Annotated in this window: 20 protein-coding genes; 4 read left to right on the plus strand and 16 right to left on the minus strand. The window is 49.6% G+C overall.

What is annotated here, in order from left to right; all coding sequences use genetic code 11:
* Window positions 1-27: 27 nt before the first annotated feature.
* The 7 genes from MMG03_RS00190 to rimP form a co-directional block, all read right to left on the minus strand.
* A complete protein-coding gene (locus MMG03_RS00190; protein WP_249505343.1) occupies window positions 28-4050 on the minus strand; it encodes a T9SS type A sorting domain-containing protein in 4023 nt (1340 codons plus the stop codon).
* Between the two features lie 153 nt (window positions 4051-4203).
* Window positions 4204-5112, minus strand: coding sequence for a riboflavin biosynthesis protein RibF (gene ribF / locus MMG03_RS00195; RefSeq protein ID WP_073155801.1), 909 nt, complete (start codon window positions 5110-5112; stop codon window positions 4204-4206).
* A complete protein-coding gene (truB, locus tag MMG03_RS00200; RefSeq protein WP_249505344.1) occupies window positions 5105-6055 on the minus strand; it encodes a tRNA pseudouridine(55) synthase TruB in 951 nt (316 codons plus the stop codon). Before truB ends, ribF begins: the two co-directional genes overlap by 8 nt.
* A complete protein-coding gene (gene rbfA / locus MMG03_RS00205; protein ID WP_073155795.1) occupies window positions 6056-6409 on the minus strand; it encodes a 30S ribosome-binding factor RbfA in 354 nt (117 codons plus the stop codon).
* Between the two features lie 22 nt (window positions 6410-6431).
* Complete coding sequence (gene infB, locus MMG03_RS00210) at window positions 6432-9566, minus strand: translation initiation factor IF-2 (RefSeq protein WP_073233617.1); 3135 nt, start codon at window positions 9564-9566, stop codon at window positions 6432-6434.
* Between the two features lie 93 nt (window positions 9567-9659).
* Window positions 9660-10832 carry a transcription termination factor NusA gene (gene nusA / locus MMG03_RS00215; RefSeq protein ID WP_088658797.1) on the minus strand — a complete coding sequence of 391 codons (1173 nt, stop codon included), beginning with the start codon at window positions 10830-10832 and terminating at the stop codon, window positions 9660-9662.
* 15 nt (window positions 10833-10847) lie between these two features.
* Complete coding sequence (rimP, locus tag MMG03_RS00220) at window positions 10848-11300, minus strand: ribosome maturation factor RimP (protein ID WP_073155788.1); 453 nt, start codon at window positions 11298-11300, stop codon at window positions 10848-10850.
* A gap of 210 nt (window positions 11301-11510) precedes the next feature.
* Here rimP and MMG03_RS00225 point away from each other — a divergent pair, with 210 nt between their 5' ends.
* On the plus strand, window positions 11511-11717 hold the full coding sequence (locus MMG03_RS00225) for a hypothetical protein (RefSeq protein ID WP_073155785.1): 207 nt from the start codon (window positions 11511-11513) through the stop codon (window positions 11715-11717).
* 58 nt (window positions 11718-11775) lie between these two features.
* On the opposite strand, the gene MMG03_RS00230 is transcribed toward MMG03_RS00225, so the two are convergent.
* From MMG03_RS00230 to MMG03_RS00250, 5 genes are all read right to left on the minus strand, one after another.
* A complete protein-coding gene (locus MMG03_RS00230; protein WP_073282829.1) occupies window positions 11776-12498 on the minus strand; it encodes an NUDIX domain-containing protein in 723 nt (240 codons plus the stop codon).
* Window positions 12499-12505: 7 nt separating this feature from the next.
* A complete protein-coding gene (locus MMG03_RS00235) occupies window positions 12506-13633 on the minus strand; it encodes a hypothetical protein (protein WP_249505345.1) in 1128 nt (375 codons plus the stop codon).
* Between the two features lie 3 nt (window positions 13634-13636).
* On the minus strand, window positions 13637-14557 hold the full coding sequence (locus tag MMG03_RS00240) for a M23 family metallopeptidase (RefSeq protein ID WP_073155777.1): 921 nt from the start codon (window positions 14555-14557) through the stop codon (window positions 13637-13639).
* A gap of 16 nt (window positions 14558-14573) precedes the next feature.
* Window positions 14574-15227: an STAS domain-containing protein gene (locus MMG03_RS00245; RefSeq protein ID WP_073155774.1), complete on the minus strand. Its 654-nt coding sequence runs from the start codon at window positions 15225-15227 to the stop codon at window positions 14574-14576.
* A 71-nt stretch (window positions 15228-15298) separates the two neighbouring features.
* Window positions 15299-16621 (minus strand): hypothetical protein, encoded by a 1323-nt coding sequence (locus MMG03_RS00250; protein WP_249505346.1) that lies wholly within the window; start codon window positions 16619-16621, stop codon window positions 15299-15301.
* A gap of 88 nt (window positions 16622-16709) precedes the next feature.
* On the opposite strand from MMG03_RS00250, the gene MMG03_RS00255 reads away from it, so the two are divergent.
* Window positions 16710-17618, plus strand: coding sequence for a tyrosine-type recombinase/integrase (locus tag MMG03_RS00255; RefSeq protein WP_073155769.1), 909 nt, complete (start codon window positions 16710-16712; stop codon window positions 17616-17618).
* A 163-nt stretch (window positions 17619-17781) separates the two neighbouring features.
* Here MMG03_RS00255 and MMG03_RS00260 read toward each other — a convergent pair whose 3' ends face one another.
* The 3 genes from MMG03_RS00260 to MMG03_RS00270 are packed head-to-tail and all read right to left on the minus strand — an operon-like array spanning window position 17782 to window position 21494.
* Window positions 17782-18909 carry a hypothetical protein gene (locus MMG03_RS00260; RefSeq protein WP_073155766.1) on the minus strand — a complete coding sequence of 376 codons (1128 nt, stop codon included), beginning with the start codon at window positions 18907-18909 and terminating at the stop codon, window positions 17782-17784.
* A gap of 9 nt (window positions 18910-18918) precedes the next feature.
* Window positions 18919-20112, minus strand: coding sequence for a hypothetical protein (locus MMG03_RS00265; protein WP_073155763.1), 1194 nt, complete (start codon window positions 20110-20112; stop codon window positions 18919-18921).
* A 23-nt stretch (window positions 20113-20135) separates the two neighbouring features.
* A complete protein-coding gene (locus MMG03_RS00270) occupies window positions 20136-21494 on the minus strand; it encodes an MATE family efflux transporter (RefSeq protein ID WP_073155760.1) in 1359 nt (452 codons plus the stop codon).
* Window positions 21495-21616: 122 nt separating this feature from the next.
* Here MMG03_RS00270 and ychF point away from each other — a divergent pair, with 122 nt between their 5' ends.
* Together ychF and MMG03_RS00280 are read left to right on the plus strand one after the other, a co-directional pair.
* Window positions 21617-22714 carry a redox-regulated ATPase YchF gene (ychF, locus tag MMG03_RS00275; protein ID WP_073155757.1) on the plus strand — a complete coding sequence of 366 codons (1098 nt, stop codon included), beginning with the start codon at window positions 21617-21619 and terminating at the stop codon, window positions 22712-22714.
* A 360-nt stretch (window positions 22715-23074) separates the two neighbouring features.
* Window positions 23075-24106 carry a hypothetical protein gene (locus MMG03_RS00280; RefSeq protein WP_249505347.1) on the plus strand — a complete coding sequence of 344 codons (1032 nt, stop codon included), beginning with the start codon at window positions 23075-23077 and terminating at the stop codon, window positions 24104-24106.
* Window positions 24107-24120: 14 nt separating this feature from the next.
* On the opposite strand, the gene MMG03_RS00285 is transcribed toward MMG03_RS00280, so the two are convergent.
* The gene (locus tag MMG03_RS00285) at window positions 24121-26121 is read right to left on the minus strand and encodes a response regulator (RefSeq protein ID WP_249505348.1); all 2001 of its coding nucleotides are present in this window, start codon (window positions 26119-26121) and stop codon (window positions 24121-24123) included.
* Window positions 26122-26155 lie beyond the last annotated feature (34 nt).

Here is a 26155-nt window from a genome sequence, read left to right on the forward strand (position 1 = left end):
TAACGTCTAATTTTTAATTAAACTGAATTACCTGACGGCAATGTTCTTCACAGAACTCTGGCAGCCCACGCGGACGCTGACGATGTAAAGTCCACGGTCCTTGACATTCAGGTTTACGCTGTTGGCACCGGCATTTGCGTTAAACTTAGCCGTAGCCACAACCTTACCAGAAACGCTAACCACATCTACTCGAGCCGTCTGACCCATCAGATCAGAGTTCACATCAAAGTTCACATTCAGCCCCTCAGCAGAACGGATTCCGCGGATATTGCGAATGGCATTGGATGCAACCACAGGCTTATTGCCAGAAGTTACGGTTACCGTAGCCGTCTTGGAGCTGGTCTTGAGAGCCACCTTGATAGATTTACCTTCCGTCATTTCGGTAGTGCGACCATCTACAGATACAAAGACCTTCTTGCCCAGCGCTCTTACCTTTTCGACACCTTCAAGCTGAAGAGTTCCTTCATGGTTATTGGATGCACTCAGTCGAACAGTCCAGCTCATTTCATCGGATTCAGACTTGAGGCTCTTTGCCAGCAAGACATTATCCTCAACGATAGACAGGCGAACATAGCCACCCATACCGGCAGGAGGTTCTTCCATCTTCTGTTCACGAGAGGCAACACCCATAACATTCCAGGAATCAACTCTACCATAATCGTCAGACAGGACTGCCTTCAGACTCCAACCTTCTGCTTCAGCAAAGTTTGCCTTCTGCAATGCTTTTTTAGCAGCGACCGGCTTTGCACTAAAGCGAATCGTTCTCGGAGAATTTACCTTAATCCAAGCTCCTTCATAGGGGCCAAGTACCTTAACCTCGGGATCATAGTCTGTGCCTTCAGCATTTCTACGCCAGATAGCAACATCCTTCAATTCATCGCAAGAAAGATCGATTGCCTGACCATAGGGATTAGCAACCATGTTCCAACCGCTATTGATGCTATCCACTTCCCAAACAATTTCTGCACCTTCAGGAATCGGGTCATTGCCATTGATTACGATATCCTTGGTGCTCTGATACCAATAGCCGGTAACATCATTTTCATCACCCTTGAATCCGTAGGCCTGATATTGCCAGAAGTCGCCAATGGTAGCGCTTTCATCCCACCAGTACAGGTAATCGCCCTTCGTGGGGATAATCTGATGTTTCTTCAGAGCCTTCAGAGAAACCATGTTCCAGGCACCAGCACGCCAAACCAGCGGTTCGCTAGAAGAAGACACTTCAACCACCTCGATAACAGAAGAAGAAGATTCTTCCACTTCACTACTAGAAGACTCGGGTTCTACTGCACTAGAGGACTCAGGTTCAGCGCTGCTAGAAGATTCAACGATTTCTACAGAGCTGGAACTTTCCGGTTCCTTGGAACTAGAAGATTCAGGTTCTTCAGAAGAGGAAGACTGTTCAACTTCGCTAGAAGATTCAGGTTCGGCTTCGCTGGAAGACTCAGGTTCAGCGCTGCTGGAAGATTCAACGATTTCTACAGAGCTGGAACTTTCCGGTTCCTTGGAACTAGAAGATTCAGGTTCTTCGGAAGAGGAAGACTGTTCAACTTCGCTAGAAGATTCTGGTTCGGCTTCGCTGGAAGACTCGGGTTCAGCGCTGCTGGAAGATTCAACAACTTCTTCGGAGCTGGAGCTTTCAAGATCCTTGGAACTGGAACTTCCCGGTTCAAGTACAACGGGAACGTCACCTTCGGGTTCACCAATCCAATAGGGATAACCTTCGTTGGTTACACCGGTTTCATCAATAGTCCAGATCTTTTCATCCACTTTACCTAAACGGTAAGGCATATTCAATGTGGTGAGCAAGGAAGACTTCATGTCACTAGCGGCAAGAGTTCCGTTTTCGTTTTCGTCCAGGTTGTTAGAACCATTGCGAACGTTATACTGAATATCCCAGCAAAAAACTTTTTCTACACCAGAGCAGGACTTAACAGAGGCAAGCCAACTTTTCATAGTGACGCTAACGAAAGATCCAAAGGCATCGTAAGCATCACTACCCAAATGATAGTTAGACATGATAGTATGTGCTGCAGTAGAATTATTCAAGGACAGCATGCCGCCCATATAGCCAACATAGAACGGATGATCTGTGGTAGCAGGCGTCGACACATGGATTGTTCCCTTGAGATAGGAATTCGTAATGTAAAAATCACGGTCAGGAGCACCAGTAGAAATGTAAGCCAAAAAACCACCCACATAAAGGGCATCCACATTATCAACGTTTCCAAGTACATCAATATCGCCATGAACGGCAACCCTATCCATAGACGGACTTCTGCAGTAGCCGCAAACGCCCCCCACATAACCAGTGCGCTTCATAGAGGCATCATCATCCGCATTAATAGAAATCAGAGACGTTGCGTTTTCTGCAGAAAGCTTTATACGATCAAAAACAATATGATTACCACTTTCACCCTTACGGAACTCACCTACGGCTCCACCAACATAATTTCCGTTATTTACACCGGTAACCTTGATAAAACCATAATAAGCAGAAGACTTTAACCGCAGTCCCGCATTAGATTCATCACGCATGCCCACATACCCAAAGAAGCCCCCCATATCCAGGGAATCTGCTTCAGAAAGATTCAGGGCTGCATCCATAGAAACTCTGACGGTGTTATTCGCAAAAGCTTTTTCTGTTGCTGCAAGGTAACCCACACCAGCCACGCCACCCATAGCCACATAGCCCTTATTAGAACTGCTATTTGCGTTCTTGTCTACAACTTTGATTTTTCCATCGACCTTGGTATTATAGATAGACAGATAGCCGGTAGTATCAACAGCCTTTTCATTACCACCCATACCACCAACAAGACCACCAGCGTTATAGTAGATAGCCTTAGAGGAACGGGTATCATCAACAGAAAGTTTTACGAAACTTTCAGAAATCTTCAGGGGGCGAATAATCTGATAGGAGCGGGCAATCAGACCGCCAATATATACAGAGTCAGAAATAGCGCTAGAGTTCGAAATTGAACCGTCAAAGGAAACCTTATCAAAAGAGGATTCCAGGCCATAACTAGTTTCACTGGGGAAGAAACCACCAAAGAGGCCACCCATGGCAGCGCCGCCCTTAATAGAAGATCCGGCCCCGACATTCACATTATGGAAATTTAGAACCTTGCTGCTCCTCCGGCTGTCCATGAACATCTGGCCCACAAGGCCGCCCATGGCAACAAAAGCACCCTTGGAACTATTCAGTTCTGCAGAGATATCCACATCCTTGGCAGACAGGTTCAGACCATAACCCACAAGACCGCCAACACAGGCATAATAACGACCTGACCTATTCGTACCCTTGACGACACCAGTGTTCCTTTCCATCAGGATGGTGTTGGAAATGTCCAGCATATCTTCGCTTGTAATGCCATCAAAGTTTACCCTCTGGGCAATACCCGCGACACCACCAACAACAAGGCTAGAAACGCGGACGTTCTTCAGAGTGATGCCAGAAATATCGGAGCTATCAACATGACCAACCAAGGCTCCAACGCCATAGTAATATTTCAAGGCGTCGCTAGGAATGTTGTCAGTATCATTTGCGCTGATTTCAATATCGACGTTTTCGATCCTGATATTAGAAACAGTAGCATTGAAAAGGGTATCAAAAACACCAACATGGCCACTCATAAGAGTAGTCCTATCGGTATAGTCTATGGCCTTCTTGTAGCAAACATTCTTGAAGGTGTAGCCGTTGCCCTCAATCAAGACCTTATTGCGAATCTTGATGGGTTCATGCTGAGTAACACATTCACCGTTTTCGCCAATTTCCTGGAAATCGATATCGGACTTGAAGGTCAGCGTACCACTTCCTGCGGTCTTACCACTCCACAGAGTGGAAAGAATATCATTCAATTCATGGGAAACACTACCATTGGTAATCTGACGAGAGGTCGTACAGAGATCGCACATCTCTACAGACTGAGAAACGACGCCATTTCCAGCGCCATCGTCTGAGAAATTCAAATAAAGACCGGCATCCTGTGCAGCTGCCATGACGGTAGCCACCAGAACGGCAATCCAAGTAAAGTTTAATTTACGCATCTTCACACACCTCTTTGACAAAGATACGTTATATTTCTGCGTTTAGCAACTTTTATCAACCACCTATAAACACAATGTGACTAAGCACAAAAAAGTTGTTTTATAATGGCGTTGAAATATACTTAAATCTTACGATTATATCACAACAAGAGACTATTCAGCCCAGTGGTTGCCGTTGTAATTGCGGGCTGTATCGGCATCCATACCAATTTGACGTACAAGATCGTCTAAACTGGCAAATTTCTGCTCAGGACGAAGATAGCCCATCAGATCCAGATACATGGGTTTGCCGTAAATATCTTCGCTGAAATCCAATAAATAGGCCTCGATGGCCAGAGGCTGATTCCCCGTAGAAGGCTGAATACCAATATTCACCACAGCACGGAAAACACGTTCAGAGCCGTCCTCTTCAGGAAGTCGGGCCGTCGCCACATAGACCCCGCGCTTAGGCAGGAACTTGTACTGTTCCACCTGCAGGTTTGCCGTAGGGAACCCAATGGTATGTCCCAGGCGTTTACCGCTAACAATATGACCGGAAAGTCGATAGGGACGTCCCAGGTAGGTCTGGGCACGATCAACATCCCCCATTTCCAGAGCGGTTCGCACGGCAGAAGAACTGACGCGTTCCCCCTTGTGGAGCACGATGGAAAGCATCTGGGTAGAAAGTTCCGGGAAGGCGGCCGTAATGGATTCGTAATTGCCCTTGCCACCAGCGCCAAAGCAGTGGTCATGACCGAAGAACATGGAGCACACGTCCAGTTTTTCAATCAGCTCTGTACGAATAAACTCATCAAAGGGCAAGTGCATCAGGTCGCGGGTAAAAGGGATCACCACAAAATCCAATCCCAGGCTCTTGATAAAATCACGTTTTTCAGCAGTCGTAGTCAGCAGGAGCGGATTCCCCGGGCCGCGAAGTACGTAGTTGGAATGAGGTTCGAAACTGATAACCGTAGGGAGTAAACCGTTAGCTTCAGCCACAGCCTTAAGGGAGCGGAACAAAGCCTGGTGGCCAAGATGGCAACCATCAAAATTCCCCATGGTAACAGCACGTTTCTTATTCATCTTCGGCTAGGTAGATCTTGGGCCTGATGCGGCCAGGTTCATAGTGACAGAAACTGAGGACTTCGCCTTGCATGTTGGCTACAAAGACGTTGCCTTCGGCATCCACACCTTCAATGGGAGTTTTCCAGGGCAGATAATTTCCCTGACGGATGACCGCCAGCTGCGCGTCGTCAAGACGGACCACGGGGAAATCAAGCACCTGGTCCACAGGCAGCAAGTGTTCGCGGGTCAGATCATCGCCACGGACAGCCTTATCCAAGGTAACCTCGCCAATACGATGACGTCGGATATGGGAAACGCAGCCAAAAGTTCCAAGGGCACGGGCAATATCACGGCCCAGGGCACGGATATAAGTACCCTTGGAGCATTCACAAATCAAGTCGAAAGTGGCAAAAGCCTTGCCAGAGCATCCTTCAGTGGCATCGTTGGCAACAGCACCCAGCACCTTCAGGGAGCTGATGTTAATCTTGCGGGGCTTCAGTTCGATATCTCGGCCACGTTCCATCAGGTCGCTGGCGCGGACACCGTTAATTTTTACCGCACAATACTTAGGCGGAATCTGCTCGATGTTGCCAGTGAACTGGGGCAATACCGCCTCAAGATCCGCAACGGAAATCTCTTTAACCTTTAAACTTTCCGCATTTGACTCACTACTCACGGCTCGGCACTCATCGCTCATAACCACTTCGCCGTCCCATTCCAGGGTATCGGTCTGGTAGCCCAGATGGAGTCTAAAGCTGTAACACTTGTCCTTGGCCTCTACAAAAGGCAGCAGACGGGTGACGCGACCCGTAGCGGCAATAATCAGGCCGGAGGCACGTAGGTCTAACGTACCGGCATGACCAACACGCTTCGTAGAAAAGACCCTTTTCAGAGGGAAAAGGGCCTTAAAAGAAGTTTCACCAGCAATCTTGTCTAATAAGACGAAGCCAGAATTGGACAATTAGAGTTCCCCTTTCTGCTTCAAGTCGGCAAGAATGCTTTCGATATGCATGGCGTGTTCCAGGTTCTCGTCTAGCACAAAGTTCAATTCGGGAATCTTGCGAATCTTGAGGGCCTTGCCCAAAACGCCGCGGATAAAGCCAGCGGAATTGTTGAGGCCGATCAAGGAATCGCGCTTTTCCTTATCGGAACCCATGACAGATACCATGATCTTTGCATAGCTCAGGTCATCGGTGATCGTTACACGGGTAATGCTAGAAAGCGTACTGACGCGAGGATCCTTCAAGCCCTTCTGCAAGAGCTTGGAGATTTCCTCACGGAACTGTTCGCCTAATCTGTCGGTTCTACGACTCATTTATATTCCTTATGGTAATCGCTTACGCTTCGGAAGATTCAGCCTGCTTCTTGGCTTTTTCTTCGGCTTCTTCGCGGGCCACATCCTTCAAGGTACGTGCAACGGAGACTTCCTTGAAGAAGATCAAGCTATCGCCTTCACGAATATCGTCGTAACCCTTAAGACCGATACCGCATTCGAAGCCACGAGCAACGGACTTGACATCGTCCTTAAGACGCTTGAGGGACTGAACCACGGTAGTACCCAGTTCTACACCATTGCGGTATACGCGGACATGGCTTTCGCGGTCCACGGAACCATCGGTAACCATACAGCCGGCGATGAGACCGACCTTGGGAACCTTGAAGACCTGGCGAATTTCGGCTTCGCCGCTGAGTTCTTCGCGCATGGTGGGCTTGAGCAAGCCTTCCACAGCGTTGGTAATATCTTCGATACAGTCGTAAATCACGCGGTAGTTGCGGATTTCGATGCCTTCCTTCTGGGCCATTTCGCGGACAGCGAGAGACGGCATCAAGTGGAAGGAAACGATGATAGCCTGAGCGGTAGTAGCAAGCAAGATATCGGATTCCGTGATAGTACCAACACCCTTACGGATGATGTTCACGCGGACTTCCTTATTGGTAAGCTTTTCGAGGGATGCGGCAAGAGCTTCGGCAGAACCACCCACGTCAGCCTTGACGATGAGGTTGAGTTCAGAGAGCTTACCATCCTTCTTTTCGTTAAACGTATTTTCAAGAGAAACGGTCTTACGGGCGCGGAGGTCGCGTTCACGGGCGGCCATACGACGCTTGGAAGCAATTTCTCGTGCGGCCTTTTCGTCTTCCACAACGATAAGGTCATCACCAGCCTGAGGGGTACCGTCAAAGCCAAGCACCTGGCAAGGTGCAGAAGGCGGAACTTCCTTGAGCTGTTCGCCACGTTCGTTGAACATAGCACGGACACGACCAGCGTAGATACCGCAGACAAACGGGTCACCCACATGGAGAGTACCGTTCTGCACGAGGATCGTAGCCATGGAACCCTTACCCACGTCAAGCTTGGATTCAACCACAGCACCGCGAGCGTGAGCATCCGGGTTAGCCTTAAGTTCAAGAACTTCGGCTTCAAGAGCCAGAGTTTCGAGGAGCTGATCCATACCCTGACCGGTACGGGCAGAGACTTCGATACAGCTAGTAGTACCACCCCACTGTTCCACTTCTACGCCGCGTTCGGCCAGCTGGGCACGAATCTTGTCGGGGTTAGCAGTGGGAAGGTCGATCTTGGTAATGGCCACGACCATGGGAACCTTTTCGCGCTTTGCAAGTTCGATAGATTCAACAGTCTGGGGCATGACCATAGAGTCAGCAGCCACAACCAGCACGATAACGTCGGTCACCTGAGAACCGCGAGCACGCATAGCACTGAAGGCTTCGTGACCCGGGGTATCAAGGAAGGTAACCTTGCCCTGGCTGGTGGTAACTTCGTAAGCACCGATATGCTGGGTAATGCCGCCGGATTCGCCGGAGACCACGTGAGTCTTACGGATCCAGTCGAGGAGAGAAGTCTTACCGTGGTCAACGTGACCCATCACAGTCACCACCGGATGGCGGGGCTGCAGATTTTCGGTGGATTCTTCTTCAACACCCAGTGCTTCTTCTTCGTATTCTTCCATCAGCTGGGCTTCGAAACCGAATTCGTCGGCCAGGAGCTGGATGGTTTCAAAGTCAAGGCGAGCGTTGATGGTCACCATCATGCCCATTTCCATGCACTTTGCGATAACGCGAGCAGGCATCTGTTCCATCAGGCCGGCAAGTTCGCCAACGGTGATGAAGTCAGAAGTCTTAAGAATCTTCTTTTCTTCAGAAACTTCGCCTTCGGCCTTTTCCTTACGGTAAACCTTCTTGACAGGCTTCTTGGAAAGGTCAGCCATCACGCGAGAAACGTTCTGACGTACGGCTTCCTGCTGCTGTTCCTTCTGCTGGTCGCGATCCTTACCGTTGTTTCCACGACGGTTCTTGTCGTTCTGACCATGGCGACCATTCTGCTGACCGGGCTTTCCACCCTTGCCATTCTGGTTCTGACCGCCAAAGCCACCCTGGCCACCAAAGGCCTGGTTGTTGCTTGCATTGAAGGCATCCTGCATAGAGGAGCCGGTAAAGCCGCTGGTGCGGCCAGTAAAGGAACGACCGCCATTGTTGTTATTGCGATCACCACCGGGGCCACCCTGGCCCGGACGACGGTTACCGCCATTGCGGTTGTCCTGACCGCCATTGTTGTTCAGGCGGCCAAAAGTTCCAGTGTAACCCTGGGCATTGCCGTTTCCACGGGGACCGCCGGGGCCACGATGTCCGCCGCGGTTCTGCTGAGCCATCTGGCGAGACTTTTCGATACGAGCAAGAATTGCTGCATCGGGTTTAAAGACCTGAGCCTTCATAGGAGGCTGCTTCAGTTCCATACCCGGAGTAACCATGGCGGGAGCTTCTGCAGCAGGCTTGGCAGCTGCGGGAGCGGCAGGAGCCGGCTTGGCAGCGGGAGCCTCAGCCTTGGGAGCGGCAGCCGGTGCAGCAGGCTTAACAGCGGCAGGAGCCACAGGCTTAACTTCAGCCTTGGGAGCTTCGACCGGCTTGGCTTCAACCTTAGGAGCTGCGGAAGCGGCAGGAGCAGCAGGCTTAACTTCGGCCTTGGGAGCTTCGACCGGCTTGGCTTCGACCTTGGGAGCTGCGGGAGCGGCAGGGGCAGCAGGCTTAACTGCAGCAGGTGCGGCAGGAGCCACAGGTTTAACTTCAGCCTTGGGAGCTTCGGCAACAGGGGCAGCAGCGGGCTTAGAAACCGCAGCGGCAGGAGCAGCAGCGCCCTTCTTGATGGTGACCTTGGCACCCTTAATGAGAGTTGCCTTCAGAGTACGACCACCAGCGGCGGGGGCAGCGGGCTTCTTGGCAGCGCTTGCGCTAGGAGCATGGTCAGCCGTATTCTTCTTCAAATTCTTGTTACGAGCTTCGGCCTTCTGCTTTTCAGCTTCGGCAGCGGCTTCGATCTTCTCATAGTCTGCGGCGGCAACCTTGGACATGTGAGTACGGACAGTTACGCCCGCGTCGCGAAGCAGTTTCATAACAACGTCAACCTTGACGCCGTGGGATTCAGCCCAATCTGTAGGTTTAATTTGATCTTCAATTGCCATGAATTAGCTTTCCATATTCCTTTTTTCAATTCTTTCAAGCCTACACCCCTTGTGCAGGCCCCTTTGACCTTCAGCGATCTACGCTAACTTCGATTAGCGACCCTTACGGCCTGCAGCCTGGTGCATATCGGCCACAGAGGGAGAAGTGATCTTAGCCTTGGTCTCATCGTCCTTTTCGGACCATTCCTTTTCGCCAAACACATCCAGGTTACGCTGAACGAGTTCTGCAGCCAGCTTGACGTTCTGGCCGTTCTTACCGATTGCCAGAGCCAGGTTTTCGTCGCTGATGATAACGACAGTGCGGCGAGTTTCAGGAACGTGAATCAACTTAATGACGTTTGCCGGAGCGAGAGCGCGCTGGATGAACACATCCAGATCCGGATTCCACTGAACGATGTCGATACGTTCGTTGCCCAGTTCGCGGACGATAGTCTGAACGCGAGCACCCTTCATGCCGACGCAAGCGCCAACGGGGTCGATCTTTTCGTCGCGGGAGTAAACGGCAATCTTAGCACGGAAACCCGGTTCGCGGGCGACACCCTTCATTTCGACAGTGCCTTCGTAAATTTCGGGAACTTCCTGACGGAACAGTTCCTTGAGGAAGTCACCGTTAGCGCGGGACAGGATCACCTGTGCGCCAGTCTTGGAGGATTCTTCGACGCGAGCGATAACAGCCTTGATGGAAGCGCCCTGGGTCCAGCGTTCACGCTTGATCTGTTCGCGGAACGGGATCATAGCTTCGGTCTGCTTGCCCAGCTTGACGATGATGTTGCTCTGTTCGAGACGGAGAACTTCGCCGCTGACCATGGAGCCGATACGGCTACGATAGGTGTCCATAATCTTCTGACGTTCGACGTCGCGGATCTGCTGGTTCAGGAGCTGCTTAGCAGTCTGGATAGCCTGACGGCCGAAGGTGGAAATAGGAATTTCCATTTCCAGGGAGTCACCGGGCTGAGCGTCTTCGTTGAATTCACGAGCTTCTTCAACCAGCATGTAACCCTTGTCCAGTTCTTCCACTTCGTCAGCGGTCATTTCAGGATCGTAATCCGGATAGTCGTCAACGACGGCCACGCGAAGGAACACATGAACTTCGTTGGTTTCCATATCGAAGTCCACATCGATTTTCTTCTCGATATGCAGGTACTTGCGAGCTGCAGTGACCAGGGCTTCCTTGAGAGCATTCAGGACAACGGAATCTTCCATATCCTTGGCTTCGACAACGCCCTTCAGCACTTCGAGCAAATTAACTTTCGGTTCGTTCTTCATAACATGACCTTCCTATTATATTTGTACATCTACTTTCGCTACCAGCACTTCGGACCGAGGAATGACCACATTCTCGGGATTGCCTTTTACGGTTAGCGTCAAATTTTCTTCATCCGCATCAACCAGAGTGCCAACGACAGGCTTACCTGTGCTGCGTGTTACGCGGATATTGCGACCCTTGTTGCGGGTAAAATCGGCGACCGACTTCAGGGGGCGGTCCAACCCGGGAGAAGACACTTCCAGGGTGAAAGCACCTTCAATAATCTCGGGATCCAAGTCAAAAGCGTCAGAGAGGTGGTGGCTGACAGCAGTGCAGTCATCGATAGATACGCCTTCGGGCTTGTCAATGTAAAGGCGGAGAGTCTTTCTCTTTCCGGCGCGGAACAAATCCTGTTCCACCAATGTAACGCCAGCTGCAGCGCAAGCTTCGGCGATCAGTGCATCCAACTTTAAGTTCGGGGCTGCCAAATAGACCTCTTATATAAAAATTGCCATCCGCTTACGGAAGACACCTTGCACAGAAACTCAGTTCGAGGCGAGGCGTTTTCCACGGATAGTCTAAAACCAGCACAAATAGAGAAATTTTAAAGAGGTGTTTCAACCACCCAAGATAAAAAAAGCGGGTAAAACACCGCTAATTGTGAATGATCCAGTAAAAAAAGCTATTTTAGGGCCACTATGACGTACGTACTCCTTATTCTCGCATCCCTGATTGGCCTGGCAGCCTGCGCATTCTATCTCCGCAAGAACATCATTGTCATCAAGGAAAAGAATAAGAATGAACCCAAGGCCTACAAGCGCGGCATGAACTACGTCCTCACCGGCCTGTGGTACGGATACCTGATTATCTTCTTCGTCGGCCTCACGATCAATAACATAGTTTAAAGGTTAAAGGTTAAAGGTTAAAGGAAATTTCTTTAACCTTTCCGCTTTACGCTATACGCTAAACCTCTCGGCCCTGAGATTTCAGCCAACGTTCGTACAGGAACATGGCGATAAAGTTCTTACCGTCGATAAATTGATGGGCGGCCTCTTCGTAAGGCAGAACTTCAGTACGGATCCATTCGATTTCTTCGGTATACTGCTGGTCCTTTCCGTCCATGGCCTTCAGCTGTTCGGGAGTGACCTCGCGTTCAATGGCATACAGGCGGATACGTTCGTCCAGAAGTCCGCAACTGGCCGCAAAGCCTTCGCTCTTGCCCTTATACCAGAAGTCCATCAAGTCAATCAGTTCAGAATCGTCTGCCTTGATCTGGGCTTCTTCTTCCAGTTCAGACAGGGCCACCTTGCGGTAATCCCCAGTCCAGTCCAGAATGCCTGCAGGAATTTCAAGAGAATCCTGTTCCGAAATTGCAAAACGGGGCTGACGAACCAACAGCAGGTAAGGCTTACCTTCGCAGCGGAGCACAATCAGAACGCCCACTGCGTTACCGCGCACCAGTACGATCCCGTGAACCGGACGTCCATCCGGCAAGAAAGCAGTAGCCTCCAGCTTTATAAATAAAGGTTGACGGCCCTTTCTCAGAAAATCCACAGAAGCAAAATGGACCTTGGTCACCTTGAACTTCTTTTCGGAAGCCGCAAGCCAGTCCGTATAAATTCTCGAATTAAGAACAACTTCCTTGTCAGATTCGGCAATCTCTGCCGCAAAAGAATATTCGATCATCTAAAGCCTACTTTTTTGAAGCGGCGGAATCCACGATCAGGGTATCAGGAGCAACATCGGCACTCTTCCAGACCTTAATCAGACTATCCAGTCGACCCAGGGAATCCACCACCATCTTGTTTCCAGACAAATTATACAGCATCCACTGACTCCCGGTAGAAGGTCCGCAAAACGTTTCGTCTTCCCCAGGGCTAAACAACTGTCTAATAAAACGGACTCGCTGACCCACTCCATAGTAGGCCGTGGCAAAGGCGGCGAAGGTTCCGCACTTGGGGATCTTTTCCATATAGTAAGTGCTGTAATGCCATATGGTATCAGGGCGTACCTGAAGTTCCCCAAGATCCGTGGAATCGTTTTCCCACTTGTTCTTGGTGCAGTACACGGAATCCGTATCGGCACAGGCGTAATGCACCGGCACCAAGTTAGTATCAGACAAATTCCAGCTGGTGGGATAGATTGTATCAGGCACCACGTTCTTGCACATGTCGATGCGATAGGTACAAGTCGATTTCATGGCACGCCAATAAAATTCGCGAGGCGTCAGGGAATCCAGTACACGAATGATGGTCGGCTGCCCCAGCTTATCCTTGCCCTTGGTACGTAGCGGATAATTGTGGGCGTCGGCAAAACTGGAATCCATGTAAATAAAGAACGTATCCTTGGAAAGCGATCCGCGACGAACCAGAATGGAATCCAAAACGGAGTCAGCATCGTTCTGCACCTTGAGCATACCGACCCCGCGAACATCCTCATCGCGAACAATCTGCTTAATGAGCGTATCGGGTCTGTAGTAGGGGGCGGAACAATCCTTGTCTGTAACCAGGATGTCAATATCAGGCTTAATCCAGCCCACAGAATCAGTACGAGAAAAACCAAGATTGATAGACTTTAATGCACAATTAGAAAAAGTCCACATTTTCCCAAGTTGCAAATAAAGGGTATCCCCCACCAGATGAATCGCCTTACCGGAATCCAGGGACGCCGAAAGGAAATAGCCCTTGCCCGCAAAGACATCGTCACTGTAGGTTGCAGACAGGGGGCCATCCGTATCCTTTTCACAACCCACATAGAACCCCAGCACCCAAATGGCACACAGGGTCACAAACAACATTTTTGTCGAACGCAACCACTTCATAAACTAAAAACCCAAACTCTTCACGAAAGCACGAATATGTTCATCCTGGACGGGATGGGTTGCCTCATAAAAGTCCGTCCAACGAACAAACAGACCGTTCTGACGAACCGTCAAAAAGAAGGTTGCACTATCCTGGGGAGGAAGACTGCCCAACCGGGTTTCAAAGAATACCTCGCTCCCGACCTTGACCTCATCGTTTAGGGATCCTAGACCAGACGTCCTACTCATCACATTGTAGCCATGGTCGATATCCACGAAATAGCCCAGGGAATCCTTGCCCGTTCCCAAGACCTTACCCGAAAGCACCGGGTGAACAGGAGCCTCGCCAATACCACGGAACACGTCCATTCCCAGCAGAGATTCCTGACCTTCGAAGTCGAAGTCCTCGGTAATGGGGAGAGCAGACCACTTCAAGGGCTGACGGGGGCACACTCCCGGATAACGGCAGCCGGTGGCCTTGTTAATCCAGACAAAACTGGAATCGGGTTTCATGTAACGCAAAAAAATCGACTGAGTACTATCGTCGTGAACAACCAGAGAAGCATCACTAAAATTCTTGCGGGAAGCGATCCAGTGCAATTTTGATTTGGAAGAATGGCGGAGCTGCGACACATAGCGCAGGAAGGAATTGGGCAGACGACTGACTTCAGTAGAATCGTCAATCACCCAGGAGCACTGTCCCAGGCCGCGTTCCAAATTGAAGGATGTACCGCCATAGGCCAAACATTTCTCATCCCAACTCAGCTCCGCCGGTTCACTCTCGTTGCCGATCTGGGAAAGGGTGTCGGCAATTTTCGTCACCAGGCCAGACCAGTACACAAAGAAGGCGGCCACGGCAATCAGCAGCAGTCGCAACAGAGGAAACTTGTGGGTAGAGTTTATAGGCTTTTGCTTGCCCTTGTACTCTTGAAAGTCAGCGGCCATCTTAAACTAGAGCCAACTAGAAGGTAAAGAAAGCCAGGGTACCGCCAATGGCAGCCAGCATAAGGAGAACCACAATCACCACAGTCTTTGCGGAAGACGGTTCATCATCGAAAGGAACATCGAGACCTTTCTTGGGCTTATCCTTATCGTCCTTGACAATAGCATTGAAGCTCTTGGTAAAGCGACGGTGAGGGCCAGTGTGACGATCCAGGGGAGCGGTCCTGGGCACCTCGATATGAGAAATATTGTTCTGGGAAGCCACAGGGGCGGGCTTGGCCAGCATTTCCACCGGTTCAGCATCAGCCTCGGGAACATCCTTATGCAAGGAGAAGGACATCATGTCGGCTTCGAAGGCGAAAACGCGGATTGTCTTGTCGAGACCGGCCTTCTTCAGACCATCTACAATAACCTGGTTGCTAGTAAGGACTGCAAACATACCGCCATTGGAAGCCATTTCCTGCTGGAACTGGATAAAGGCGTTGTAGGCATCGCTGTAGACGAAATCAAGGCCAGTCAAATCCACAGCAAGGAACCGCTCATCCTTCTTCTGGTCCAGGAGAGCACGAACGTCTTTCTTGAATTGTTCGGCGTCAAAAGCCCCTATAGGATTCAAGGGGGCCGAGATCAAATCAAAAATTCCAACTTCGCGATAATTCTTTAACTGAGGCATGACAGAAAATATAACCTAAAATTTAAACGCCCGTGAGCTAACTCACTAAAAAAATGATACCTAGAACCCCTCTATTCGAGAATTTCGTCGTCCGTTTCTACAAAAACAGGCCTTGATTCAACGCCAGCTCTTTTTTCTGTAGGCTTTTCTGCAGACGATTCCTCGGCAGTTTGCCTAGATACTTCCGACGATTTTTCAGTCAGTCCCGCCCCCTGAGACTCGGAAGCGACTGCAGTTCCCGCAGATTCCGCCGCCAAGGATTCAGCACTGGCAGCACCTTCCACGTCATCGGCACCATCTACAAAATCATCCGGTTCCTCGGTCAGGACCGCGCGCTTGCGAATCTGGGCTTCGGGAGTTCCGTCCTTAGGCTTCCTAGAGAACAGGTAGGGGCTGAAGCTGAAGCTGACTCGATGCACAGGAGAAAGCACCGGGTGGGATTCAAAGGCGTAGTCCACCTTAAGGAACTTGGCAATTGTAAGACCTGCACCAGCAGTTACACTCTGGAAGGTGGTAAAGCTGCTAAGACCTGCACGCAACGAAAGACCGAAGTCAAAGGTAAATTCCAGACCGCCGCGACCACCTGAGAGCCAAGCCAGAGGATCATCCCAGATACGGCCATCGCCGTCATTATCTTCGTTAAAATCCATTTCGCGAGCTTCATGATGCAGAAGTCCTGCCCCCTGCCAATAGAAGTTCAGCTTGCCATACAGGTAAGGCACGTCAATGCCATAGCTGGCAGCCAGGTAGAGTTCAGGCGCACTGTATTCGAATTCTCCGGATTCCCAGGAGGCCGCCGAAGAAGTCCATCCTTTTAAAAGTCCAGACAGAACAAAGTTGTCTACAACCCGGTAACGGAGTCCCGCGTCACCACGGAAGCCGTAGCCCGTCTGGTCCAGTTCGCGGTACAGACCATGGAAACTTACACCAAGAGAAAGCCTATCCGTCAGGCGCTTACCCACAGAAACAGAAAAGACGTAGTCGGCAATAGAAAGGGTATTGTAGTCCGAACCTTCAGGCAGCGGTTCCCCATCCTTGATGTAAGGAATGTCATCTGCGCCATAGCGGGCAAAAGCCACACCCAGGCCAAGACCATTCCCTAGGGGCATGGTGGCAGAAGCGAAATCATACTTGGTATCTTCGTAGTACTCCGTATGGGAGAAACTGCCCCAGGCATAATTCATGTCGGCCAGTTGGTACGGATTGGAAAGCAGACCCAGGTAGTCGCCATCCACAGCCATAGTCGCAGAACCCAACGCCGCAGAACGAGCTCCGGGTTCCACATCCAGGGAGGCATTGGCCCCAACGACACGATCCGCAGCATAGGAATAAACCGCCCCCAATACAACCAGGAGAGCACTAACCAGACCACGGAACGAATATTTTTTTGCCATTGCCATAACTTGACACACAAGATAGATTATTTTTGTGTCGCGGACAAAGAACTTCTCACTTTAATGGGATCATTAGGACAACAAGGGCATGAACCTCTCGGATTACTTCGTCAAATTCTTGGATTATCTGGAAAACCAGCGCAAGTTCGCCAAGATGACCGTCGAAACCTACGGTCATTCCCTAGAAAAATTTCGCACGTTCCTGGACGCCAATGGTAAAAACGCAAACCTTACCCTAGAAGACTTTACAGAAATAAACGTCAAGGGGTTCGTCTGGGACATGAAACAGAAGCAGGGGCTAGCCCCCGCCAGCATCTGCGAACACCTCGCAGCCCTAAAAAGCTTCGGCAAATACTTAGTACGTTCCATGGTCCTCAAGACCAATCCTGCCGGAAATGTACCCATGCCCAAGAAGCCCAAACGCCTGGTAAATTTTCTGAGTCAGAAAGATCTAGACGAAACCAAGTTTCCTGAACTTGAAAATCCGACTTACAAACAAGTTCGCGCCCGTTTTTTATTGGAACTGATTTACGGTTCCGGCCTGCGAATTTCCGAATGTCAAAGTTTGCACTGGAACCAGATTTCAGAAACAGAGCATACGGTACGCGTCATCGGTAAGGGTAGCAAGGAACGAATCGTCCCCATCACAGAATCTCTGCTCAAATACATCGGAATGTTCAAACAAGCCGAAATTGAAAACGGGATGTCCCCTACCCCTACGGGATTTGTATTCCAGTCCAAGAACGGCGGCGCCATCCATGTGGTAATCTTACGCAAGGACATTCACGATTTGCTCCGTGACATCGGATGGGAAGGCAAGGCCAGCCCGCACGTATTGCGACACAGTTTCGCCACCCACCTTCTGGAAAACGGAGCCGAAATCATGAGCGTCAAGGAAATGCTGGGGCACGAAAGCATCAGCACAACCCAGGTTTACACCCACGTTAGCGCAGAACGCCTCCGCGAAGCCTTCAAAAAAACACACCCACGCGCGTAAGATGATGCAAGGGGGGCACTTCCCCTTGCGTAATTCAAAAATATCGGGGCATTTAATACTCAGAAATTTCTGGGTAGGCAATTTACTTTTTCACACAAAAAAAGCCCGAGCATTTTGCGCGGACTTTTGTAAATCGGTGTTTTGCAAGTTTGCCTTGCGTCTTTTAGAAGAAACTTCCTTTAATGCCTACAGCAATAGTCCATTGCTGTCCAAAGTCATCCCAGTCAGGGGCGTCCCACTTTTTCATAGGGCTCTCGTCGTATTCATCCTTGGGATCGGCAGCATTGCTCTTGTCATGGAGCGGCAGGGAGAATCCGATATACACCGGGAAATCCGAGTTCGAAAATTCAATGCCGTAAGCAAAAGCCACAGACCACGCCTGATGATCCGGATCGGGACGAGGATCATAAGTTCCTGCCTTTTCAGAAGAAATCCAGGCAACGCCCAGAGGCACAGAGAAACTCATACCGAAGGACTGCACAATTCCCGGGCGACCACGATAACCATAGGCAACAGAGCCTCCAACAGAGGGCGGTGTATAGGCGCCCAGATCGTTTTCACCGTAGAACTTGAATCGATAATCAAAACGTTTTCCGCTATGATCCAGATCCTTCCAATAGGTATCGTTAAATTCATTTTCGCCGGAGAAGGGATGCATGGCAAAAGGATGAGTATAACTCAAACCATAAAGCCAGATGCCCTTGTCGGTATCACGGCTATAATCCCAGCCCAGGGTCAGACTGTATAGGCCAGAACCCTTCTGGAAACTGCTAGGCAGAATTTCCTCAGAAGCATCGGTACCGCGCTTGATGTCGTACTGCCCCGTGGGAATCGTAAGACTTGCACTTAGGGAAGCGGCACCACCACTACCAATCGTCTTGCTAAAGTCAAAGGAAACGTCACCCATACCACCCGTGGTACGGTCCGTCGGAATCTGGTTGCTACGATACTGGACTTCACCCTGATGGCTCATCCAGGGAACCGTCACACCCAACTTAGTTGACCAGGTGGGTTTAATGGAAAAGTGAGGGGACACAGTCATGCCGGAGAAGTTCTGTCCCACATTATATTTGGTAAAAACTTCCGTTTCAAGATAGCCACCAGATACTCCCTGGCCAATCCACTTGATACCATCACCGGAGCCGCCGCCAGAACCGCCAGCACCGCAACCGCCGATGGATTCCCAGGGGGTAGCAACTTCTACAGGTCCACTAAAACCAAGACCAAAGGCGGCAATTCCCGCCACCACGGCAAAAGCCATTCCGCAAATGTTTCTGTAATTCATCTTCATAGGGAACCCTTACGGAAGCTGCAAGACATAGGCACGGTTCGTTCCTGTAGTCAGGAAGTAGCCATCAGGAGAACGACCGCCAATCATGGGAACCGAAGTCAATTCGTAAATGTCATTACCCCACAAAATCTGCAAGTCTGCAGGAGCGCCTGCATTCAAGGAAACCTCGCGCATGGCTGTACGGCCTGCGGAACCATCCTGGGCAGAAACATCGGTCAAGTCATTCTTGTTCACAAACTGAGCACCCTGGGGGAACTCTGCCCAAGTCACGAAAACACGTTCTCCGTACTTGAACCAATGAGGTTGGGCGGGAGAACCCATCATACCTTCAGTCACAGGAATCTGGATAGGCTTAGAATCTTCAGACAATTCCTGCACATAGGAATTCCAACCATTCATAGAAGAATTCACTACGTTATAAACGACAAAGCGACCATCCGGAGAAATCAGGGGGCTATCCATCATCCAGCCATCCACACCAGCGGGCTTCTTCAAGGTCTTGGCCTTAGAAACTGCCTTCTTCAAATCACCAGAAGACAGATCTACAAATACGATTTCGTTGTTGCCATTGACATAGACAAGACGCACATCGTCGGTGCCAAAGAATCCCTTTATCGTAGATGCATCAGCAGTAGTATCTACCACGGCATCTGGAGAGACCCACACATGGGGCGTTGCAAATTCGCCGATATTCTTTTCGTAGAACCAGAACTTTTTCTTGTCTTGCATACGGGCGGCAAAGATGCCGTAATCTAGATTTTCGCAAGACTTGCTACCGCTCTTGTCGTAAGCGCGGAGAGCTACGATAAAGTTAGCATGGGTACTCCATTCGGGGTCCTGAAACTGGCATTCACCTGCAGCGGTATCACGCATCAAGTACCAGCGAACCGTATTGGACGTATCGGAAACCGTAAGACGGTCGTGCTGCACCACACCTGAAGTCGTATACTGGGAGTCCGGCGCAATCACGTTCAGCTTGCCACCAAAGTTCAGCCACAACATGGAACCTGGATAATTGACGGTATCCTGCGAAACAGAGGCATTACAGATTTGCTTTCCCTCGTTAATAGGGTACAGATTTCCAATATCGGAAGTTGCCGTAGACGACTTCTTACCCGAGTCTCCGTCAAATTGTTCGGGCTCGTATACACAGGCGGTCAGGCCCATAAAGGCCGAAAATGCGGTGAGTATAAATTTCTTCATCAAGGAGAAATATATAAAACTGCCTATTTATCCTTAGACCACTCTAGTCTGGTTTTCCTTATAAAACGCAGGTATACAAGCACTAAAATCGTCCCCGTAGTGATCCAGCTCAAGGGATAGCACACCATAAGGGAGGCAAAAGTACCGAACTTGGGGAACATGGCGAACACCCAAAAAATACGCACACCGCAAATACCGAACACGCAAATTAGCGCAGGCAACATGGACTTGCCCATGCCACGCAAGGCTCCGGAGCACACATCAATAAGCACGTTGATGAATTCCAGACCAATTACGATATACACGCGGAAGGCTCCCGTTTCCACAATACTTTCGTCATTGGTAAAAATGGAAAGAATCGGGTGATAAAAAATGCTAACCAAGGCACCAAGGGTAAAAGTGGAAAGTCCCGACAGCAACAAGGTCCAGCGAACCGTCTTGCGGATACGATCCAAGTTGCGGGCGCCGTAATTCTGTCCCACGAAAGTAACGCAGGCATGGCCGAAGGAATTGAGCCAGAAATACACAATCAGCTCCGGATTCATGGCCACCGCCGAAGCCGCCACCGCCGTAGAACCCAAGGTGTTTATCGCCGACTGGATACACACATTGCTGAAGGAGAATACCGCTCCCTGCACACCCGCCGGCAACCCGATACGGATCATGCGGCCGAGCACAAAGGGAGTCACCCTAAGTTTCCAGAATTGGAATCTGAAAGGTCCCGTTTCCGTCTTCAAAAAATACAACAACGTAACAGAACTAATCACGTTGGAAATGACCGTTGCGATAGCCACCCCATCCACATCCATGTGGAGCCCCACCACGAACACAATGTTCAAAAGCAGGTTAATGGCACCGGCCACCAGAAGCACATAAAAGGGCCGTTTGGTATCCCCCTTGCTACGGAGCAACGCCGCACAGAAATTGTACAGCATGATGAAGGGCATACCCACGAAATAAATCCGGAAATACAAAACGGCATCATCGAGAATGTCTGATGGAGTAGAAATTGCCGTAAGAATCGGTCGGGCAAAGAACAACCCTATCAAGGCAAGCAGGATACCGCAAACCACGGAAACCGCCACCGCGGTGTGAACCCCTCGCGAAACAGATCGGGAGCTGCGTTCTCCAAGAGCGTTGGCCACCACCACGTTGGCCCCGATAGAGAGGCCCACGAAAAGGTTCACCATGAGGTTGATGACGAAGGTATTGGCACCCACCGCGGCAAGGGCCGCATCGCCAGCGAACTTACCCACAACTGCCACATCGGCAGAATTAAAAAGTTGCTGGAAAATGGAACTGGCAGCCAAGGGCACGGCAAACTTCAGGATCTTATCCCAAATCGAGCCCGAGAGCAAATCCATATTTTTAGCAGTAGCCATACATCACCTTTTTCGGCCCGCAAATTTAGCTTTTTAACCACCTCTCGGCATCCCCTTTTTACTAACTTTACATCGCAAAAAATTAAGCCGGAACATTCCGGCAGTTATAAACGGAGATCATCATGGGTTTTAAATGTGGTATCGTAGGTCTTCCCAACGTGGGCAAGAGCACCATCTTTAACGCAATCACCAACGCCGGCGCCGAAGCCGCCAACTACCCCTTCTGCACCATCGATCCCAACGTAGGTATGGTGAACGTTCCCGACGCACGTCTGGACGCCCTGGTAAAAGTTTATAATCCCAAGTCTATCGTTCCCGCCGTTACCGAATTCGTCGATATCGCAGGTCTCGTAAAGGGCGCCGCCCAGGGTGAAGGCCTTGGCAACCAGTTCCTGACCCACATCCGTGAATGCCAGGCTATCATGGAAGTGATTCGTTGCTTCGACGACGGCGACATCGTTCACGTCCATGGTTCCGTGGATCCGGTCCGCGATGTAGAAATCATCGAAACCGAACTGATCCTGAAGGATTTGGAATCCGTTGAAAAACGCCTGGCCACCGAAGCCAAGAACGCCCGTATGGGCGGTGCCGAAGCCAAGGCACGTCTGGCCGCTTGCGAAAAGCTCCGCGACGCCTTCCAGGAAGGTAAGGCCGCCCGCGGTCTCATCGGCGACAGCGAAGAAATGGACCAGGTCATCAAGGATCTGGCACTCCTCACAGCAAAGCCCCTGTTCTATTGCGCCAACGTGAAGGAAGACGACATCCTGACCGGCAACGCCTACGTGGACGCCCTCAAGGATTACGCCTCCAAGAACGGTCACGAAGTCATCATGATCAGCGGCAAGATCGAAGAAGAACTTTCTCAGATGGATCCCGCCGACAAGGTGGAATTCCTGAAGGATCTGGGTCTCCAGGAATCCGGTTTGGACGCCGTTGTCCGTAAGGGTTACGAAATTCTCGGCCTCCGTACCTTCCTTACCGCAGGCGAAAAGGAATGCCGTGCATGGACTTTTGAAGCTGGCTTCAAGGCTCCCCAGTGCGCAGGAGTCATCCACTCCGACTTCGAACGCGGCTTCATCCGTGCAGAAACCCTCTCCTTCGCCGACTTCGAAAAGTACGGCAGCTGGAACGCCGCCAAGGAAGCAGGCGTGCTCCGCACCGAAGGTAAGGAATACGTGGTGCAGGACGGCGACATCATGCTGTTCCGCTTCAACGTGTAGTTAGCTTAAAGCGCATAGCTGAAAGATTAAAGAAGTCTGCAGTTTCTCGACTGCGGGCTTTTTTCAATTATGAAATACGAAATATGAATTAATTGAATTCATCAATTCGTTTATAGTTAGCAGTTTCATACCAAACATCCAATATTTCATATCTAATAACTCATATCTATCTCTAGCGCCTCCGGCGCGATTATGACAACTCACATCTTGCATCTAACATCTGGCAACTTATATCTGACATCCATCCCCTAGGCTCCATTTCTTACAAATTACTTTTGTTTTGCATAAACTAGTGATAAAAATCACATTTCATATGTATTTTTGCTATCATTGAAACAAACCTGTTTGGAGGTAGTCGGAGTGTTCATTAAAGAAGAAAAGGGTTCCACCCTTTTGTTAAAGCTATTTGCCATTCTGTTCAGCATCTTCATGGTTCTGGCCTATGTATTCCTGCACACTGTCGATGCTACGGGAAAACTAATCTTCCAGAATACTGGAGCCGTCTGCGACGCCAACGCCGTAGGTTACTGCTTCACCATGGAAATCCTATACTTCGCCATTTTAGGCGTCATTGCGGTTCTAGGATTTCTTACAGTCACTCTCACAACATTAGAATGGGCTCTACGTCGAGAATCAGACTCCTCCATTCCTGATTTCTACCGAAATTTCGTAGCGTTCCTAAACTGCATCAAGATCGCTTTGGCAGTTCTCTTCACCACCCTATTCATCAATTATTCTAAAGCCACCTGGGTCATTCCCATCGCCGTATTCGCCTCCCTCATCCTAGACGGTTTCGTTTGGAACAAGCGATGCCGTGAAGTCAACGCCAAACACCAAAGTCTGTTCCTAGACGTGATTACAGAATTCATGAACATCTTTACCACCAAGAGAAGCAGGAATGCAGAAAACATTCCCCACAAACACAGCTTCGTATTCTACGTGGTAGCCACCCTATTCATCATTTTCTGCGTACACGCCATTTCAGGAAACATCAAGCCAGACTTTGGTCAGAACGCCAGGTCCACCATAGAACAAGTTGATCAAGCCAAGGCCGACTCTACCGTCAGCGAAGTCCAGATAGAAGAAGCCAACAAGGCAAAGAAATTCGTCAAGGCCAAAATCCGGGAAAGACGCCGTAAAAAAATCGAGGCTGCCAGAATCCGTGCCCTAAGAGAAGCGGAGAAATCTCAAGAAACTCCCAGTACAGAAGACAACGACGAAGATACGAATAACGAAGTGCAAAACGACGAGGAATCAGGCAACACCGCAACCAACAGCGAAGAAGCCGATAGCTCAGAAATCCACACTCCCGTTGCAGCAAGTTCTATTCCAGCAGTAAATACTGCCGCCAACACAACTTCAGATGACGACGATGATGAGGACTGGTGGTAATCCAGCCTCATTTTTTACTTGCCCAGAACTCTTACGATTTCTCTGTAGAGTTTATCCAACTCAATGGGTTTTGAGGTAAAGCCGTTCATACCCGCATCATAGGCTTTTTTACGGTCTTCGTCAAAGACATTTGCGGTCATAGCGATAATGGGGATGCTCGCCCTGGCAGGATTCGTCATATTGCGGATACGTCGGGTCGCCTCGACGCCATCCATATGAGGCATCTGAACATCCATCAAGATAAAATCGTAATTAAAAGGCTCTAGGTTCTGAACAACAGAAACGCACTTGACTCCGTCTTCTACAAAATCAACTTCGAAGCCCATTTCATGCAACAGCTCACCGGCAATTTCACGGTTCAGTTCGTTATCTTCAGCCACAAGAATTCGCATTCCCTTTAGGCGAGATACATCAAGGTCTGCATTTTCTTTCTGCGAGCATTCAAATTTATCAATAACCTTTAGAGGTACCTTGATCGATATTTTTGTACCCTTACCTAATTGACTTTCTACGTCGATGGATCCGTTCATCAGGTCAACCAATTTCTTGGTAATGCCCATTCCCAGGCCAGTGCCCAAAATACGGTTTTCGGTAACGCTCTTTTCGCGAGAGAAACTATCAAAAATATGAGGAATAAAATCCTCGGAAATTCCAATTCCTGAATCTTCCACAATAGTTTCAAACAGGCGGATCCCTTCCTGTTCATGGGGGTAATCCCTGACAGAAATCCTGATACGGCCCCCTTCGGGAGTATACTTGACGGCATTGCTGATCACATTCAGCAGAATTCCCTGAATCTTGGTCATATCGCAAAGAACGTAAGGATGATCGGGATAAATTTCATCTGTCACCACAATCTTTTTCTTGCGATATTCTTCATCAAAGACCGCTCTAATCTGCGACGCAATGTCGAAAAGATTTGTCGGTTTTTCGTTCACGGATGTGGCTCCGCTTTCGATTCGCGCCATTTCAAGAACTTCATTAATGAGGTTCAGCAGATAGGACCCAGCGCCCTTGATCTTATTGGCATAGGATTTGATCAATTCAGGATCGTCGCTATGTTTTTCCAAGAGGTTTGCAAAACCCAGAATGGCATTCATGGGCGTTCGGATATCGTGGCTCATGTTGAAGAGGAAGGTACTCTTGGATTTGTTGGCTTGTTCTGCAACTCTCAAGGACTCTTCTAGCAAAGCCTCTTGCTTCTTTGCTTCGTCTTCACAAGCGACACCGATGACAATCACTTCAAAATTTTCGGCGTTGCCAAGTCGAACCGCCTTGAACAGGTAGAAGTGCGGTTCCCCATTCAACACCATACGATAATGATAGGAGAATGTTCCCTCCTCACGCATCACTCTTACCAGGTTGCTGAACTCGCATGTCTTAAGCATGTCTTCTCGATCTGCTTCATAGACATTGTTCTGGATGTAAGCCCCCATAATGTTTTCGTAAAGGGGAGCATTCTGTATGGTCTGCTGAACACCCACGGCCTTTTCAGAATATCGGAAGGTTCGAGCCTCACGGGTTTTGGCATTTACGGTAAAGATATTGGTAAAGTTTTCAGCCAGAACGTTGATGATTCCTACCTGCAGGTAGCTTTCCCTTCGGGTCTGGTCGATATTTTCTACAACACACAGAACCTTTTCCAGAAGTCCGTTAGCCTGCCTGGTCACCGCAATAAATCGACAACGGCACCAACCCATGGTACAGCTAAGAAACTCAAGAGCAATCTGATTGACGTCCTTCAACCTTTCATCTAAGGTTTCAATATCACTAAACAGTGACACCTCGTTCCTAGAAATCGGGTCTGTCAAAATACCCAGAACAAAGGGAAGGAGTCTTCGAATATCTTGATTACCGAATTTTTGAATAATGGCATCAATATTCGGCGTGGTCTTAACCGGTTCAAAGGTAAAGTCCAGCATGTTCAAGATATGCATCGACACGTAAGAAGACGCCGTCGCCTGCAAGACCAGCTCCAGCATTTCACGTTCGTTGTTCTGCTCTACATTATCCATAATACTAATGATACATTCAAACAATTAAAATGAT

The organism is Fibrobacter sp. HC4 (assembly GCF_023373925.1).
Lineage (GTDB): Bacteria > Fibrobacterota > Fibrobacteria > Fibrobacterales > Fibrobacteraceae > Fibrobacter.